Annotated in this window: 11 protein-coding genes; 7 read left to right on the top strand and 4 right to left on the bottom strand. The window is 73.4% G+C overall.

Features of this window, described 5'->3' with window-relative positions:
• Position 1 precedes the first annotated feature (1 nt).
• The 3 genes from OG456_RS23690 (at position 2) to OG456_RS23680 (ending at position 4005) form a co-directional block, all read left to right on the top strand.
• Positions 2-1327: a PP2C family serine/threonine-protein phosphatase gene (locus tag OG456_RS23690; RefSeq protein WP_266564156.1), complete on the top strand. Its 1326-nt coding sequence runs from the start codon at positions 2-4 to the stop codon at positions 1325-1327.
• A gap of 73 nt (positions 1328-1400) precedes the next feature.
• Positions 1401-2753 carry a VWA domain-containing protein gene (locus OG456_RS23685; protein ID WP_266564155.1) on the top strand — a complete coding sequence of 451 codons (1353 nt, stop codon included), beginning with the start codon at positions 1401-1403 and terminating at the stop codon, positions 2751-2753.
• A gap of 34 nt (positions 2754-2787) precedes the next feature.
• A complete protein-coding gene (locus tag OG456_RS23680) occupies positions 2788-4005 on the top strand; it encodes an FHA domain-containing protein (RefSeq protein ID WP_266564154.1) in 1218 nt (405 codons plus the stop codon).
• Between the two features lie 3 nt (positions 4006-4008).
• Here the strand turns inward: OG456_RS23680 and OG456_RS23675 are convergent, their stop codons facing one another.
• A complete protein-coding gene (locus tag OG456_RS23675) occupies positions 4009-4995 on the bottom strand; it encodes a methyltransferase domain-containing protein (RefSeq protein WP_266564153.1) in 987 nt (328 codons plus the stop codon).
• A gap of 207 nt (positions 4996-5202) precedes the next feature.
• On the opposite strand from OG456_RS23675, the gene OG456_RS23670 reads away from it, so the two are divergent.
• The 4 genes from OG456_RS23670 to OG456_RS23655 all read left to right on the top strand — a co-directional run bounded on the left by OG456_RS23670 (position 5203) and on the right by OG456_RS23655 (position 12922).
• On the top strand, positions 5203-5607 hold the full coding sequence (locus tag OG456_RS23670; RefSeq protein ID WP_116513660.1) for a globin: 405 nt from the start codon (positions 5203-5205) through the stop codon (positions 5605-5607).
• 128 nt (positions 5608-5735) lie between these two features.
• The gene (locus OG456_RS23665; RefSeq protein ID WP_266564152.1) at positions 5736-9095 is read left to right on the top strand and encodes an FtsX-like permease family protein; all 3360 of its coding nucleotides are present in this window, start codon (positions 5736-5738) and stop codon (positions 9093-9095) included.
• A gap of 1 nt (position 9096) precedes the next feature.
• Entirely contained in the window at positions 9097-11874 is a 2778-nt protein-coding gene (locus OG456_RS23660; protein WP_266564151.1) for an FtsX-like permease family protein, read from the top strand.
• A 91-nt stretch (positions 11875-11965) separates the two neighbouring features.
• The gene (locus tag OG456_RS23655) at positions 11966-12922 is read left to right on the top strand and encodes an ABC transporter ATP-binding protein (protein WP_266564150.1); all 957 of its coding nucleotides are present in this window, start codon (positions 11966-11968) and stop codon (positions 12920-12922) included.
• Positions 12923-12951: 29 nt separating this feature from the next.
• Here OG456_RS23655 and OG456_RS23650 read toward each other — a convergent pair whose 3' ends face one another.
• From OG456_RS23650 to ettA, 3 genes are read right to left on the bottom strand one after another with little or no spacing between them, the layout of a single operon-like run.
• On the bottom strand, positions 12952-13626 hold the full coding sequence (locus OG456_RS23650; protein ID WP_266564149.1) for a hypothetical protein: 675 nt from the start codon (positions 13624-13626) through the stop codon (positions 12952-12954).
• The gene (locus tag OG456_RS23645) at positions 13623-14063 is read right to left on the bottom strand and encodes a thioesterase family protein (RefSeq protein ID WP_266569403.1); all 441 of its coding nucleotides are present in this window, start codon (positions 14061-14063) and stop codon (positions 13623-13625) included. The genes OG456_RS23650 and OG456_RS23645 overlap by 4 nt, the downstream gene beginning before the upstream one ends.
• Positions 14063-15727 carry an energy-dependent translational throttle protein EttA gene (gene ettA, locus OG456_RS23640; RefSeq protein WP_266564148.1) on the bottom strand — a complete coding sequence of 555 codons (1665 nt, stop codon included), beginning with the start codon at positions 15725-15727 and terminating at the stop codon, positions 14063-14065. Before ettA ends, OG456_RS23645 begins: the two co-directional genes overlap by 1 nt.
• Positions 15728-15762: the final 35 nt, after the last annotated feature.

The following is a 15762-nucleotide window of genomic DNA, read 5'->3' as shown; positions in this document are numbered from 1 at the left end:
GTTGATGTCGCAGATGCCTCGGCCGACGGCCATGTCGACGTGCCCCAGCTGCGAGGAGCCCCTCGAGTCGGGTGACCGCTTCTGCGGCGCGTGCGGGTACGACCTGTCGGCGGTGCCGGCCCCGCCGGACGACCTGCCGACGGTCACCCTGAGCACGGACGTCGCGGCGCCGGCACAGACGCCCGACGTGGACTGGCCGTCCGCCCCCGAGCTCGACAGCTCCGACACCCCGGCGCCCGTTCATCTGCCCACCGACCTGCCGGGCACCGACTCGGGCGGCTCCGAACTGCCGTCGGCCGTCCGCTTCGACGGGGTTCCCGAGCAGGCCGGTGAGTCCGCCGGCGACTACACGCTGCCCGCGCCCGATCCGCGTACGGCGCCGCCCGAGGCGCTCGCGACCCCGCCCGCGGGCACGAAGCTCTGCGTGGCGTGCCGGGCCGGGCACGTCGACCGCGACGGCTACTGCGAGAACTGCGGGCACGCGCAGCCGCGCGAGCGCGATCACATGGAGCAGGAGCTGGGCGCGGTCGCCGCGGTCAGCGACCGGGGGCTGCGCCACCACCGCAACGAGGACGCGTTCGCGATCGCGTCGGCCGCACTGCCCGACGGAACGCCGTCCGTCGTCTCGATCGTCTGCGACGGCGTCTCCTCGGCGACCCGCCCCGACGAGGCGTCCCTGGCCGCGTCGCGCGCCGCGAGCGAGGCGCTGCTGGAGTCCCTGCCTCGCGGCACGCATCCGCAGCAGGCCATGCACGACGCGATCGTCGCGGCGGCCGAGGCGGTCAACGTCCTGGCGCAGGAACCCGGTGCGGCCCGCGAGCACGCCCCGCACCAGAACGCGCCCGCGTGCACGCTGGTCGGCGCGATCGTCGCCAAGGACCTGCTGATCGTCGGCTGGGTCGGCGACTCGCGCGCCTACTGGGTGCCCGACGACCGCACGGCCCCCGCGGCCCGCCTCACCGAGGACGACTCGTGGGCGGCGCAGATGGTCGCCGCGGGCCTGATGAACGAGGCGGAGGCGTACGCGGACGAGCGCGCGCACGCCATCACGGGCTGGCTCGGCGCGGACGCGTACGAACTGGAGCCGCACACGGCCTCGTTCAAGCCGGACCGCCCCGGCGTGGTCGTGGTGTGCACGGACGGGCTGTGGAACTACGCGGAGGCCGCGGAGGAGATGGCCAGGGTCATCCCGGCCGACGCGGCGCACCGGCCGCTGCACAGCGCCCAGGTCCTCGTGGGCCACGCGCTCGACGGCGGCGGCCACGACAACGTAACAGTGGCGGTGCTGCCGTTCCCCGTCCCGCCGCAGGGGGCAGGATCGGCCTAGGCGCGCGGGGAAGTCGCCGGGTCGTCGGGGAAGTTCCGCGAGGTGCACGAAGGTGTAGGGGGGACCAACAACCATGGCCAAGTTCTCGAAGTCGAGCGTTCCGCAGTTCTCGGTCGACGTCTATCAGAACGAGTTCCTGCCGGAGGGCGGCCGCGAGGTCAACGCGATCGTGACCGTGACGTCGACAGGCGGCGGCACGGTCGGCGGCGCCGTGGCCGCTCCGCAGTTCTACGCCGCGGGCCGGGGGGCCGACGCGGCGGTCGCGCTGATGGTCGACTGCTCGGGCTCGATGGACTACCCGCCGACGAAGATGCGCAACGCCCGTGACGCCACGGCCGCCGCGATCGACGCCCTGCGCGACGGTGTGCACTTCGCCGTGATCGGCGGGACGCATGTGGCGAAGGAGGTCTTCCCGGGCGGGGGCCGGCTCGCGGTCGCCGACGCGCAGACCCGTGACCAGGCCAAGCAGGCGCTGCGCAAGCTGTCCGCGGGCGGCGGCACGGCGATCGGCACCTGGCTGCGCCTCGCCGACCGGCTGCTGTCCGCCGCCGACGTCCCCGCGTCCTCGGTGCGTCACGGCATCCTGCTGACCGACGGGCGCAACGAGCACGAGTCGCCCGAGGACCTGAAGGCCGCGCTCGACGCGTGCGCGGGCCGCTTCACGTGTGACGCGCGTGGCGTGGGGACGGACTGGGAGGTCAAGGAGGTCACGGGGATCGCCTCGGCCATGCTCGGCACCGCCGACATCGTCGCCGACCCGGCAGGCCTCGCCGCCGACTTCACGCGGATGATGGAGACGGCGATGGGCAAGGAGGTCGCGGACGTCGCGCTGCGGCTGTGGACGCCGCTCGGCTCCGAGATCAAGTTCGTGAAGCAAGTGGCGCCCACCGTCGAGGAGTTGACGGACCGTCGCGTCGAGGTGGGCCCCCGTGCGGGCGACTACCCGACGGGTTCGTGGGGCGACGAGTCCCGCGACTACCACGTGTGCGTACAGGTCCCGAACGCCGAGCTCGGCCAGGAGATGCTGGCCGGCCGCGTCTCACTGGTGATCCCGGGCGCCGACGGCAGCGCGCAGACCCTCGCGCAGGGCCTCGTACGGGCCGTGTGGACGGACGACATGACGGCCTCGACGTCGATCAATCCGCAGGTCGCGCACTACACGGGACAGGCGGAACTGGCACAAGTCATCCAGCAGGGGCTGGATGCCCGCAAAGCGGGCGATGCGGACGGGGCGACGGCCAAGCTGGGACGCGCGGTACAGCTCGCCGCGGCCTCCGGGAACGCGGATACGGCCAAACTGCTCTCGAAGGTGGTGGACGTGGTCGACGCCGCGGAAGGTACTGTTCGATTGAAGGCCAAGGTCGCCGAGGCTGACGAAATGACCCTCGAGACCCGGTCCACGAAGACTGTCCGTGTCAAGAAGTGATGACGTAGCGAAGTAACGGAGGGGAAGCGCCGACATGCCGACCTGCCCGAACGGACACCAGTCGGGTTCCGACGACTGGTGCGAGGTCTGCGGTCACCGCATGGCCGGTGCCGTACCCCCGCCCCCTCCCCCGCCGCCCCCGGCCGCCGGTTACGGCTACCCCCAGGGTGGCCAGACCCCGCCTCCCGGCTACGGCTACCCGCCGCCGGGGAACGCGGGGCAGTCCGCTCCGCCGCCGCCCGGCGCCGGCCCCGAGCTGTGCCCGCAGTGCCGCACGCCCCGCGAGGGCGGCGCGCCGTTCTGCGAGGAGTGCCGGTGGAACTTCCTGACGAACACGGCCACGTCCTACACACCGGCCGCGCCGAACCCGCCGGCTCCCGGCCCGGGCCCCGGTCAGGGCCCCGTCGGCCCGAACCCGGCGCTCCGCTTCCAGCAGCCGCCCGGTCCCGGTGACTCGTTCGAGTACCAGGGCTCGCGGCCCTCGCAGATGAACCGGCCCGCCGAGCCGATCCCGCCGTTCGGCGGGGGCCCGGCGCAGGCCCCGCCGCCCCCGCCGGGCCCCCGCACGGGTGGCGCCCCGCAGGCGTTCCAGCAGCCGGGTCCGCCGGCCCCGCCCGCGTTCCCTCAGGAGACCGGCCACCCGCAGGGTCCGCCGCCGCCTCCGCCGGGTCCGTCGGGTCCGTCGTTCGGCGGCGGTGACGACTGGGTGCTCTCGCCCCCGTCGGCCCCGGCGCAGCAGGGTCAGGGTCCCGGCGCGACCGAGGCGCCGGGCGGTCCTCAGGGCTTCCCGCCGCCGCAGCAGACCCAGGCTCCGCAGGCGCCCCAGGGTTTCCAGCAGCAACAGCCGGTGTCATGGAGCGCGACGATCGGCCCGGACCGTGAGTACTTCATGGCGATGATGCACCGCAGCGGGCCCGAGGCTTCGGGCCTGAACCTGCCCGCGTACTCGCCCGAGCAGCAGCGCCGGCTCACCGGGAACCAGATGACGATCGGCCGTCGCCGCCACTCCACGGGCGACACCCCCGACATCGATCTGTCGGTGCCGCCGGAGGACCCGGGCGTCTCGCACCAGCACGCCGTGCTGGTGCAGCAGCCGGACGGATCATGGGCGGTCGTCGACCAGAACTCGACGAACGGCACCACGGTCAACGGCGGCGACGAGCCCATCCAGCCCTTCGTCCCCGTGCCGCTCCACGACGGCGACCGGGTGCACGTGGGCGCCTGGACGACGATCACGATCCACCGGGGCTAGCCCCTACATCCGGTCGGGGCGCAGTGACCAGGCGTACGGCCCTTCGGGGTCGTCCAGCCAGGCCCACTCGTGCTCGCCGCTGACCGTGATGCCGAACCGCTCCCGCACGGGCCGTCCCTCCCGCTCCCACAGGGCGAGGGCCTCGTGCGGGTCGAGCCGGCCCGCGGTCAGCGAGAGCAGGAACCGGAAGAGGTCGTCGGCGAGCACCCTGCGGGGCAGCCCGCCGATGTGCTGCACCGGTTCCTCGCCCTGCGTCCCGCCGCGCAGGGGAACGAAGTAGGCGGGCGTGTGCAGGAAGCGGCCCTCGGCGTGGCCGGCCTCGCGCACCGTGAGCAGGATCAGGCCGGTCGCGAGGGGCGCCAGGATGCGTGCCCCGGGCCGGCACTGCGCGGGCCAGGCACTGGGCACGGCCCTCAGCGCGCAGGTCGCGATGATCCGGTCGTACGGGGCGTGCTCGGGGCAGCCGGCCGCGCCGTCGCCCGTGACGACATGGGGCCGGAAGCCCGCCGTGGCGAGGTGCCGGCGCGCGGACTCGGTGATCTCCGGGTCCAGGTCGACGGTGGTGACGTTCTCGTCGCCGGCGCGGCGGGCGAGCAGCGCGGCGTTGTAGCCGGTGCCCGCGCCGATCTCCAGGACGCGGTGCCCCTCGCGTACGTCCAGCTCGACGAGCATCCGTGCCATCAGGGACGGCTGGCTGCTGGACGACACCAGCTCACCGTCGCGCACCCGGGTGGCGAGCGGCTCGTCGGCGTAGGCGCCGCGCAGCCAGCGCTCCCGCTCCCGCGGCTCGGGGTCCTCGCGCCACAGTCGCCGATAGCCGGTCGGCGCCGGAAGGTAGTAGTAGGGCACGAACACATGGCGCGGGACCTGCTCGAACACCTCGCGCCAGGCCGGGTCGCCGTCGAAGGCCCCGCTCACGGCGATCTCCCGCACGAGCGCGGCCCGTGCCGCGTCGGCTCCCGCATCCGGGTCCGTGCCCTGTGCGCCCATGCGTCCACTGTGCTGTGCCGCGGGCGTAAGAGCGAGCCCCCGTCCGGGGTGTAGTCGGGTACGGGGAGGGCCGGTCCTAAGCCTCAAGTCCTCGTCCCGGTCGTCTGAGACGATGGACACGTGCTGCATTTCCCGGGGGACGGCCCCCGGGCCCCCGGCCGGAAAGGCATCGGGGTGACCCGAGCGAGAGTTGTGAGGCCCACCGACGTGACCGAGATTCCGCGCGGCACGCTTCAGGAGCAGACCTTCTACGAGCAGGTCGGCGGCGAGGAAACTTTCCGGCGCCTGGTCCACCGCTTCTACGAGGGGGTCGCCCAGGACCCGCTGCTGCGGCCGATGTACCCGGAGGAGGATCTGGGTCCGGCCGAGGAGCGCCTGACGCTGTTCCTGATGCAGTACTGGGGCGGTCCCCGCACCTACAGCGACAACCGGGGCCACCCTCGCCTGCGGATGCGGCACGCGCCGTTCGCCGTGGACCGGGCGGCGCACGACGCGTGGCTGCGGCACATGCGGACCGCGGTCGACGAGCTCGGCCTGTCCGAGGAGCACGAGCACACGCTCTGGAACTACCTGACGTACGCCGCGGCTTCGATGGTGAACACGGAGGGCTGAGACGCCGTTATCCGATGCGCCGCCCCCGTTATCCGGTTCCCTCACCCCTTCCCCAACCCCGTTCGCTCTGAAAGTATCCGGACAGACTTTCGGGGGATGTGCGGCGTAGAGCGGGTACGGGGGCAGGGGTGTCGGGATTTGTCCTTCTTCGGGTGCGCGCGCACCGGTTGCTCCTGACGGCTGCGCTCCTCGCGGTCCTGCTGACGACGTCGGTTCTCGCGATGCTCAGCGCCTTCTCGGGCGCGATCGGTGACGCCGCCCTGCGCAACAGCCTGCTCACCCGTGAGGCGGCGACCACGGCGCTGGCGGTCAAGGCCGATGTGCCGGCCGAGGGCCGCGGGGCGGCGGACGCAGCGGTCCGGTCCGGGGCGCGGGCCACCTTCGACGGTCTGCCGGTGCGGGTGCAGACGCTGATGAGGTCGGGCCCGTACGCGCTGCCGCGCTCCCTCCAGCCGCCCGCCGCCCGCTCCGGGAACCCCGACCTGACCCAGTTCGCGGCGCTGGAGCGCGGCGAGGTCCGCATCACGAAGGGCCGCGCCCCCAAGGCGGTACAAGGATCCAAGGCATCACCGGGATCGAAGGCGCCCGTCGAGGCGGCGCTCCCCGAGGCCGCCGCCCGGCAGCTGAAGCTGCGCCCCGGCGACAAGCTCACCCTGAAGGACCGCATCGGCGGCCCCACCGTGTCGGTCGTGCTCACCGGCGTGTACCGGCCCGTCCGGCCGACCGCCCCCTACTGGAAGCTCGACGACCTCGGCGGCCGCGGCATCCAGAAGATCTCCTTCACGACGTACGGGCCGCTGCTCGCCGCCCCCTCCGACCTCGCGGCCGGCCGGGTCTCCGCCGGGAAGTCGGCCTGGCTGGCGTCCGCGGACTTCTCGTCCGTGACGACGTCGGACATCGACACGCTGCGCACCAGCGCCCTCGAAGGCCCCAGGGCGCTCCTGCACGAGAAGGCGCTCGCGGGCACGACCGGGGTGACCACCTCGCTGCCGGAGACCCTCGACCGGGCGGAGCGTGCCCTGCTCGTCTCCCGCTCCACCCTCCTCATCGTCGCGCTGCAGCTCGTCCTGCTCGCCACGTACACGCTGCTGCTGGTGGCCCGGCTGCTGAGCACGGACCGGGCGGGCGAGACGTGGATGCTGCGGGCACGCGGCGGTTCGCGGGCCCGGGTGACCTCGCTCGCGGCCATCGAGGCGCTGCTGCTCGCGCTGCCCGCCGCCGTGTGCGCGCCGCTCCTCGCGGGCCCGCTGGTCCGCCTGCTGTCCTCCTGGGGCGCCCTGTCGCGGATCGGGCTGCGGCTCGACGTGAGCGCCGACCGCGGGGTGTGGCTCGTCGCCGTGGCGGTCGCGGTGGGCTGCGCGCTCGCCGTGACGGTGCCCTCGCTGAGCGCCGCCGGTCCCGAGCGCGGCCGGGCCAGGGCCCTGCCCGCCCCGCTGCGGGCGGGCGCCGACGTCGGACTCCTGGTCATCGCGGCCGTGGCGTACTGGCAGCTGGACCGGCAGACGTCCGGTTCGGGCACGCTCAGCAGCAACGCCTCGGGCACCCTCGGCATCGACCCGCTCCTCGTCACGGCCCCCGCGCTGGCCCTGCTCGCCGGAACGGTCCTGACGCTGCGGCTGCTGCCGCCCGCCGCGAAGCTCGCGGAGCGGCGCGCGGCCGGCGGGCGCGGGCTGCCGTCGGCGCTCGCGGGCTGGCAGCTCAGCCGCCGCCCGCTGCGCGGCGCGGGCCCCGTCCTGCTCCTCGTGCTCGCCGTCGCCATGGGCATGTTGGCGATCGGGCAGGGCGCGTCCTGGAACCGCTCGCAGGAGGACCAGGCGGACTTCCGGGCAGGCGCCTCCGTCCGTGTCCTCGCGCCGGGCGGCGGGCTCGGCCAGGCCGGGGTCTACGCGGCGGCTCCCGGCGTACGGGACGCGGCTCCCGCCCTCCGCACGACGATTCCCCTGACCGGAAGCCGCGAGGCGACGCTCCTCGCCCTCGACACGGCGCACGCCACCGACGAGTTGATGCTGCGGGACGACATGTCGTCGAAGTCCCCGTCGCGGCTGCTGTCGTCGCTGCGCACCGGTGGGGACGACCGCTCGCCCGGCGTCGTGCTGCCCGCCGACGCGGCCGGCGCCTCCCTCACGCTGCGCCTGAGCACGCCCGCCCGTCCGCACGACGCCTCACCGTCCGATGTGCGGGGCACCGTCACCGCGACCGTCGAGGACCGCTACGGAACCCCGTACCAGGTGTTCCTGGACGACCTGGCCGCCGACGGGCGCGCGCACCGGCTCGCGATGGACCTCGGCGGGGCCGGCGGCTCCTCCCTCGACCGGGCGGCGACCCCGCTGACCCTGACCGGCCTGGCCCTGGACATCAACCAGTCCGTCACCGAGACGGTGAAGCACCGCCTGACGTTCGAGGGACTGCGGTCCGTGAACGCGGCGGGGGCGCAGCAGTCGCTGAAGCTGGGCACGCGGTGGCGGGCGTCCGTGCAGGGAGGCGCGGAAGGAAGCGGTGACACCCGGCCCAGCGCCCCGGTGCTCGGGCGTCCGTCGGGCGGCCATGTGTCCGTCGGGTTCGACACCGGGCAGCTCGACCCGCTGAACATCCCGTTCGGGGCGCCGCCCAGCATGAGCGTACGGCTCACCGCGAAGCGCCCCGCGGTCGAGGAGGTCACCGCCGTGGCCACCGACCGCTTCCTGAGCTCGTCCGGCGCGAAGGTCGGCTCCACCGTCGCCGTGCCCGTCAACGGCTCGCCCCTCGACGTGCGGATCTCCGCGAGCGTACGCGCCCTGCCGACCACGGGGCCCGAGGCCGGGGCCGACGCCACGACCGGGACGGACACCGGCCCCAAGTCCGCCGACGGGGGCGCCGTGTTGCTCGATCTGCCCACCCTGAACCGGGCGCTCGCCGACCGGCACAAGGAGAGCGTCCTGCCCGACGAGTGGTGGCTGAGCACCGAGCCCGGCCGCGGTGCCGAGGCCGCCGCCGCGCTGCGCGCCCGCCCCGACGCCGACCCGGCGCAGGTCGTCGTGCGGTCCGAGATCGCCGAGTCGCTGCGCGACGACCCGCTCGGCGCGGGACCGCAGTCGGCGCTCGCCGCGGCCGCCGTCGCCGCCGCTCTCCTCGCCGCGGTCGGGTTCGCCGTGAACACGGCGGGCTCGATGCGCGAGCGTGGCGACGAGTTCGCGATCCTGCGGGCGCTCGGCGCGCCCCGGCGCCAGCTCGCCCGCCTCGTCGCCGCCGAGCAGGGCATCCTGGTCGCGCTCGCCCTCCTGGTGGGGCTGGCCCTGGGGTCGTTCCTCACGAGGGCCGTCGTGCCGCTCGTCGTACTGACCGGGCAGGCCGCCCAGCCGATGCCCCGGGTCCTGGTCGAGCTGCCGTGGGGGCAGGTCCTGTTGCTCCTCGCGGGCGTCGCGGTGACGCCCGTCCTGATCACCGCGGGCATCGCCCTGCGCCGGCCGCCGGACGCCGCCATCACACTGCGCCGCCAGGGGAGTGAGTGACATGACGCCACCGTCCGTCGCCCCCTGGGTGCGTACCCGCCTGCGCGCCGCACCCGGCGCCGCCTGCGCGCTCGCCCTCCTGGTCGCCCTCACGTCGTGCCTGGCCGCCGTGTTCCCGCGCGCCGTCCAGGAGTACGAGGACGCGGGCCTGCGCCACGCGGTCTCGGCCGCGGCACCCCAGCGCACCGTCCTCCAGCTCACCACCGCGGAGCCCGGCATCGAGCAGGAGGCGGGCGCGCGGGACGAGATGATGCGCACCGAGTCCATGCGCGCCGTGTACGAGGAGATCGTCGACTCGCTGCGCGCGCCGCTCGCCGTGGACAAGGCGCAGTCCTCGTACGGGCTGCGCACCACCACGCAGCTGAAGGCGGCCACCGACATGTGGCTGCCGCGGCCCGACGCGCTGGCCGCCGAGTTCACCCTCTCCGCGCAGAGCGGCCTCGCCCGGAACAGCACGGTCGTGGCGGGGCGGCTGCCGCGCGCGACGGGCAAGGTCACCTGGGAGGCGACCGAGGTGGAGGGCGCCGTGACGGCCGCGACCGCCGAGGCGCTGCACATCGAGCCCGGTTCGGTGATCCACGTGCCCGCCCTGATGAAGGGCGACGTGTCCGTGCGCATCACCGGTGTCCTGAAGGCGAGGGACCCCAAAGCGTCGTACTGGGCGGCCGATCCGGTCCTCGCCGCCCCGTCACTGCGCCAGACCGAGACGCTGCCCCCGTCGAATTTCTGGGTCGGCGGGATCCTCCTCGCGCCCGAGGCGGCGCCCGCGCTGCTCGGCACGGCCGGCGACCCCGAGCAGTTCTGGCAGCTCGCGCCCGACCTGGGTTCCCTCGACGCGCGCACCATGCCCGCCCTCAAGTCCGCTCTCGCCTATACGAAGGACGGCCCGGGCCTGCTCGCGGTGCGCCGGGCCACGGGCGGCGACACCGAGGTCGCCACCGGCCTCGACGAGTTCATCACCGGCTACCAGGGACTGCGGTCCCGTATCGGCCCGGTCGTCTCGGTCGCCGCGTACGGCACGGGCACGGTCGCCTGCATCGTGCTCCTGATGGCGGGCGGCCTGGCCGCCGAGCGGCGCCGAACCGAGTTCACCGTCCTGCGCTCCCGCGGCGGTTCGGTGCGCGGGCTCGCCGGGCGGCTGCTCGCCGAGACGGCGGTCGTGGCCGTGCCCGCGGGCGCGGCCGGACTCGCGCTCGCGCTGGTCGCGGTCCGGCACGGCCGCTGGCAGCCCGCCGTGCTCGCGGCCGCCGCGGTCGTCCTGCTCACCTGCCTCGCCCTGCCCCTGCGAGCCGTCGCCGCGCACCGCCGCGTCCACGTGGGCGGCGCGCGCGACGACCTCGCCCACGCCCGCCCCTCGCGCCGCCGCACCGTCGCCGAACTCACCCTGCTCGTGCTGGCGGTCGCGTCCATCGTGGCGCTGCGCCGCCGGGGCACGTCCGACGGCGGGGACAGCCTCGTCGCGCTTGCGCCGGTCCTGGTCGGTGTCGTCGCCGCGTTCGTCCTCGTACGCGTGTATCCGCTGCCGCTGCGCTGGCTGGCCCGCCCCGCCGGGCGGCTGCGCGGCGTCGTCGGCTATCTGTCGCTCGCGAGGACGGGCCGCGCGACGTCCGGTGCCGGTACGGCGGTACTCCCCCTGCTCGCGCTGCTCACGGCGCTGACGACGGCCGCCTTCGGCGGTTCGGTCCTCGCGGGCATCGACCACGAGCGGGACCGGGCGGCGGTTCTGGCGACCGGCGCGGACGCCCGCGTCGAGTCCGGCTCCGCGCTGCCCGCCGCGCTCGCCGGGCAGGTCAGGAAGATGCCCGGGGTGCGGGACGTGTCGCCGCTGACGCTGCGGTACGACGCCGAGCCGAAGGACGGCAAGCGCAAGGTGCCGCTCGCGGTCGTGGACACCGCGTCGTATGCGCGTCTGTCCGCCCGCACGGACCTCGGGAAGTTCCCCGCCGGCGCGCTGACGACGGACGCCGCGAAGGCCGGCACCGCCGCGTCGCCGCTCCCCGTGCTGGCCTCCCCCTCGATGCGGGACGTCTTCGGGGCCGGGCCGTTCTCGCTGTGGATGGACGGCGAGGACGTCGTGCTGCGCATCTCCGAGGTCCGTACGACGACGCCCGCCCTGTCCGACGACTTCCTCGTGGTCGACAGGACGGCCCTGGCCCGCCGGGTCGGCATCGGCCAGAAGGCCAACGAGGACATCGCGTACCGCTACCTCCCCAGCTCCCTCCTCGTCACCGGCGGCCACATCGACGGACCCGCCCTGCGCAAGGCCTCGGGCTCCAAGGTGTCGGTGCGGCTGCGCGCCACCGAACGCGCCCGGTACGTCGACTCGCCCCTCCAGACCGGCGCCGCCCGCGTCTACTCGGCGGCCGTCGTCATCGGCGCGGGGTACGCGGCCCTCACCCTGCTCCTCGCGCTCGCCCGCGCCGCCCCCGAACGCACCGCGCTCCTCGCGCGCCTGCGCACCATGGGCCTCACCCGCCGCCAGGCCCGCCGCCTCCTCGTCCTCGAAGCGCTCCCCCAGGCCGCGCTCGCCGCGGCGGGCGGTGCCCTCACGGGGTGGGCCGCGATCCGGCTCCTCTCGCCGGGCCTCGACCTGACGGGTCTGGCCCTGGCGACGGCCGGTGACGGGGGCCCGGTGGCGCAGCTGCGCACCGACGCCCTGTCGCTCCTGCTGCCCGCACTGTGCGTCGTCCTGCTCGCCACGGCCGTGGCGGCCGGGCAGGCCTGGTGGACCGGACGGCGGGGATTCGTCCGGGAGTTGAGGGCGGGGGAAGCGTCATGAACCGATGGGGACAGCGGGCGTACGACGTCACCACAGCGACAGGATCGGCAACGTCAGCGGCGAGGGCCGAAGGGACACCGGGAGAGACATCATGACCACCACCGACCCCACCCTCGCCGATCTCGAACGGCGCGCCGCGGACCGCCGCGAGCAGCCCGCGTACGGCCATGACGCCCTGATCACCTGCGACCGGCTGGTGCGGATCTTCTCCACGGACGGCGTCGAGGTGCAGGCACTCCAGGGGCTCGATCTCCTGGTGCGCGAGGGCGAGTTGATGGCCCTGGTCGGCGCGTCGGGCAGCGGCAAGTCGACGCTGATGAACATCCTCGCGGGGCTCGACGAGCCGACGGCGGGAGCGGCGAAGGTCGCGGGCTGCGACCTGCTCACGATGGGCGCGAAGGAACGCCTGCGCTACCGCAGGGACATCGTCGGCTTCGTCTGGCAGCAGACGGCCCGCAACCTGCTCCCCTACCTGACGGCAGCTCAGAACGTGGCGCTCCCCATGCAGTTGAGGGGCGGCACCAAGCGTTCACAAAAGTCCCGGCGGGCCGTGGAACTCCTCGAAATGCTGGGGGTCGGCGACTGCCGCGACCGGCGTCCGCAGGCGCTGTCGGGCGGCCAGCAGCAGCGCGTCGCCATCGCGGTGGCGCTCGCCAACGAGCCGTCGGTCCTGCTCGCCGACGAGCCGACCGGCGAACTGGACTCCCACACGGGCGAGCAGATCTTCGCCGCGTTCCGCACGGCGAACGAGGAGCTGGGCACGACCATCGTGATCGTCACGCACGACCAGACCGTCGCCTCCGAGGTCCGCCGCACGGTCGCCATCCGCGACGGCCGCACCTCGACGGAGGTCCTGCGCCGTACGGAGGTCGACGCGGCGACGGGTCAGGAGTCCCTGATCTCACGGGAGTACGCGATGCTCGACCGCGCGGGCCGGCTCCAGCTCCCCGCGGACCACACGCGGGCACTGGGAATGCGGGACAGGGTGCTCCTGGAGCTGGAGGAGGACCACATCGGGGTGTGGCCGGACGACACCGAGCAGGGCTGATCCTGCAGCCGGGTGTCCGGTGCCGTCGGTCAGGCGGGCGTCACGAAGAGGCCGGAGAGCCCGTTGCTGCGGCGCAGCGCCACGGAGCCGTAGGCCGTGCGCAGCCGCAGCCACGAGCCGCTGCTCAGGAGGTCGAGCGCGTCCCCGCGAAGGAAGCCGAGCGACTGGGCCGCGTGGGCGGCGCGCACCGGAACTCCGGTGTCGCCGATGGTCCGCGACCAGATCTCGCGCCCGATCCGGTCCAGTTCGGCGCGGGTGCGCGCGTCGGGAGCCAGCTCCTCGACACGCGCCTTGAATTCGGCGACTGCGGCCCGTACGAGCCCGCGTACGACGTCCACGTCCGGGAAGCCGGGAACCAGCTCCCAGCCGCCGCGAGGGGGCAGGACACCGGCCCACGGAGGACCCGTAACCGCGGCGGGCACGCGCGCGGTCCCGGCGGCCTCGTCGATCGACTCGAGCAGCTCGCCGGCCGACACGGTCACGTCGAGCGAGCTGTCCAGCCCGTGCTCGTACGGCTTCAGGAGGCGGGCCGTGCGGATCGCGAGCACCTCGAACGACGGCGGCCGCCCGAAGACGGCCAGCGCCTGTCCGCCCGCCTGGAGCCGCACGGCGGCGGCCCGGTCGTAGTGCACCAGCCGGCCGAGGAAGGCGGCGAGGTCCGCCCCTTCCCCGGCGTCGGCGAAGTGCAGCACGGGTGCCGTCATGCGGCCAGCGCCCCCGAGCCGCTGTCGGCACTGTCGTCCATGTACTCCTTGAGGTACGCCTTCTCCTCGGCGGTGATCCGCCGGGGCCGCTGCGCCTCCAGGTTGAACGGCACGACCACGGTCGAGGCCCGCACGTAGACCTGGTCCTCGTCCTTGATCTCGTACGCGATCGTGAGCGACGCGGCGCTGATCTTCGTCACCCACGACTCGATGGTGACCGGCGTGTGCCGGTGCACCAGCGGGCGTACGTAGTCGATCTCATGGCGGGCCACGACGGACCCGCCGGAGAACGACGGCGACCCGTCCCCGGGCGCCAGTCGGAACATGAAGTCGATCCGCGCTTCTTCCAAGTACCGCACGAAGACAGCGTTGTTGACATGCCCGAAGGCGTCCATGTCCGACCAGCGCAGGGGGCAGGCGTAGATATGACGCACGATCAGCCTCGCGTCAGCTTCTTGTACGTGGCACGGTGCGGACGCGCGGCGTCTGCGCCGAGGCGCTCGATCTTGTTCTTCTCGTACGACTCGAAGTTGCCCTCGAACCAGTACCACTTGGAGTCACCCTCGTAGGCGAGGATGTGCGTGGCGACCCGGTCCAGGAACCAGCGGTCGTGGGAGATGACCACGGCCGCACCCGGGAACTCGAGCAGCGCGTTCTCCAGCGACGACAGGGTCTCGACGTCGAGGTCGTTCGTCGGCTCGTCGAGGAGCAGCAGGTTGCCGCCCTCCTTGAGCGTCAGGGCGAGGTTGAGGCGGTTGCGCTCACCACCGGACAGGACGCCGGCCGGCTTCTGCTGGTCCGGACCCTTGAAGCCGAAGGCGCTGACGTACGCGCGCGACGGCATCTCGACCTGGCCGACGTTGATGTAGTCGAGCTCGTCCGACACGACGGCCCAGAGGGTCTTCTTCGCGTCGATGTTGGCGCGGCTCTGGTCGACGTAGGAGATCTTGACCGTGTCGCCGACCTTGATCGAGCCGTTGTCCGGCGTCTCGAGGCCCTGGATCATCTTGAACAGCGTGGTCTTGCCCGCGCCGTTCGGACCGATGACGCCGACGATGCCGTTGCGCGGCAGCGTGAACGACAGGTCGTCGATGAGGACCTTGTCGCCGAAGGCCTTGGAGAGGTTCTCGACCTCGACGACGATGCTGCCCAGGCGCGGGCCCGGCGGGATCTGGATCTCCTCGAAGTCCAGCTTCCGCATCTTGTCCGCCTCGGCGGCCATCTCCTCGTAGCGGGCGAGACGGGCCTTGGACTTGGTCTGGCGCCCCTTGGCGTTGGACCGCACCCACTCGAGCTCTTCCTTGAGCCGCTTGGCGCGCTTCTCGTCCTTGCGGCCCTCGACCTTGAGGCGCGTGGCCTTCTTGTCGAGGTACGTCGAGTAGTTGCCCTCGTAGGGGAGCGCGCGGCCGCGGTCCAGCTCGAGGATCCACTCGGCGACGTTGTTGAGGAAGTAGCGGTCGTGGGTCACGGCGACCACGGCGCCCGCGTACTTGGAAAGGTGCTGCTCCAGCCAGTTCACCGACTCGGCGTCGAGGTGGTTGGTGGGCTCGTCGAGGAGCAGCAGGTCGGGGGCCTCGATGAGGAGCTTGCACAGCGCCACGCGGCGCTTCTCGCCACCGGAGAGGTTGTTGACGGGCCAGTCGCCGGGCGGGCAGCCCAGGGCGTCCATGGCCTGCTCGAGCTGCGCGTCCAGGTCCCACGCGTTGGCGTGGTCCAGGTCCTCCTGGAGCTTGCCCATCTCATCGAGGAGGGCGTCCGAGTAGTCGGTCGCCATGAGCTCCGCGACCTCGTTGAAGCGGTGGAGCTTCTTCATGGTGTCGGCGGCGCCGTCCTGCACGTTCTCCAGGACCGTCTTCGCCTCGTCGAGCTGCGGCTCCTGCATGAGGATGCCGACGCTGAACCCGGGCGAGAGGTAGGCCTCGCCGTTCGACGGCTGCTCAAGGCCCGCCATGATCTTCAGCACCGTGGACTTACCGGCACCGTTGGGACCCACGACACCGATCTTCGCGCCGGGCAGGAAGTTCAGGGTGACATCATCCAGAATCACCTTGTCGCCGTGCGCCTTGCGCGTCTTGCGCATGGTGTAGATGAACTCAGCCAAGAGAAACCGTCCGGCAATCGATGTGTGGGCAGATA

The sequence above is a fragment of the Streptomyces sp. NBC_01446 genome (assembly GCF_026340095.1).
GTDB lineage: Bacteria > Actinomycetota > Actinomycetes > Streptomycetales > Streptomycetaceae > Streptomyces > Streptomyces aureus.
The sequence above is the reverse complement of the archived record's forward strand: the minus strand, read 5'-3'. Positions and strand labels throughout refer to the sequence as shown.

What these genes read in the sequence shown, in the direction of transcription:
- OG456_RS23680 (WP_266564154.1), top strand. Translation starts at nt 2,788, where the DNA reads ATGCCGACCTGCCCGAACGGACACCAGTCGGGTTCCGACGACTGGTGC.
- OG456_RS23650 (WP_266564149.1), bottom strand. Translation starts at nt 13,626, where the DNA reads ATGACGGCACCCGTGCTGCACTTCGCCGACGCCGGGGAAGGGGCGGAC.
- OG456_RS23660 (WP_266564151.1), top strand. Translation starts at nt 9,097, where the DNA reads ATGACGCCACCGTCCGTCGCCCCCTGGGTGCGTACCCGCCTGCGCGCC.
- OG456_RS23685 (WP_266564155.1), top strand. Translation starts at nt 1,401, where the DNA reads ATGGCCAAGTTCTCGAAGTCGAGCGTTCCGCAGTTCTCGGTCGACGTC.
- OG456_RS23655 (WP_266564150.1), top strand. Translation starts at nt 11,966, where the DNA reads ATGACCACCACCGACCCCACCCTCGCCGATCTCGAACGGCGCGCCGCG.
- OG456_RS23675 (WP_266564153.1), bottom strand. Translation starts at nt 4,995, where the DNA reads ATGGGCGCACAGGGCACGGACCCGGATGCGGGAGCCGACGCGGCACGG.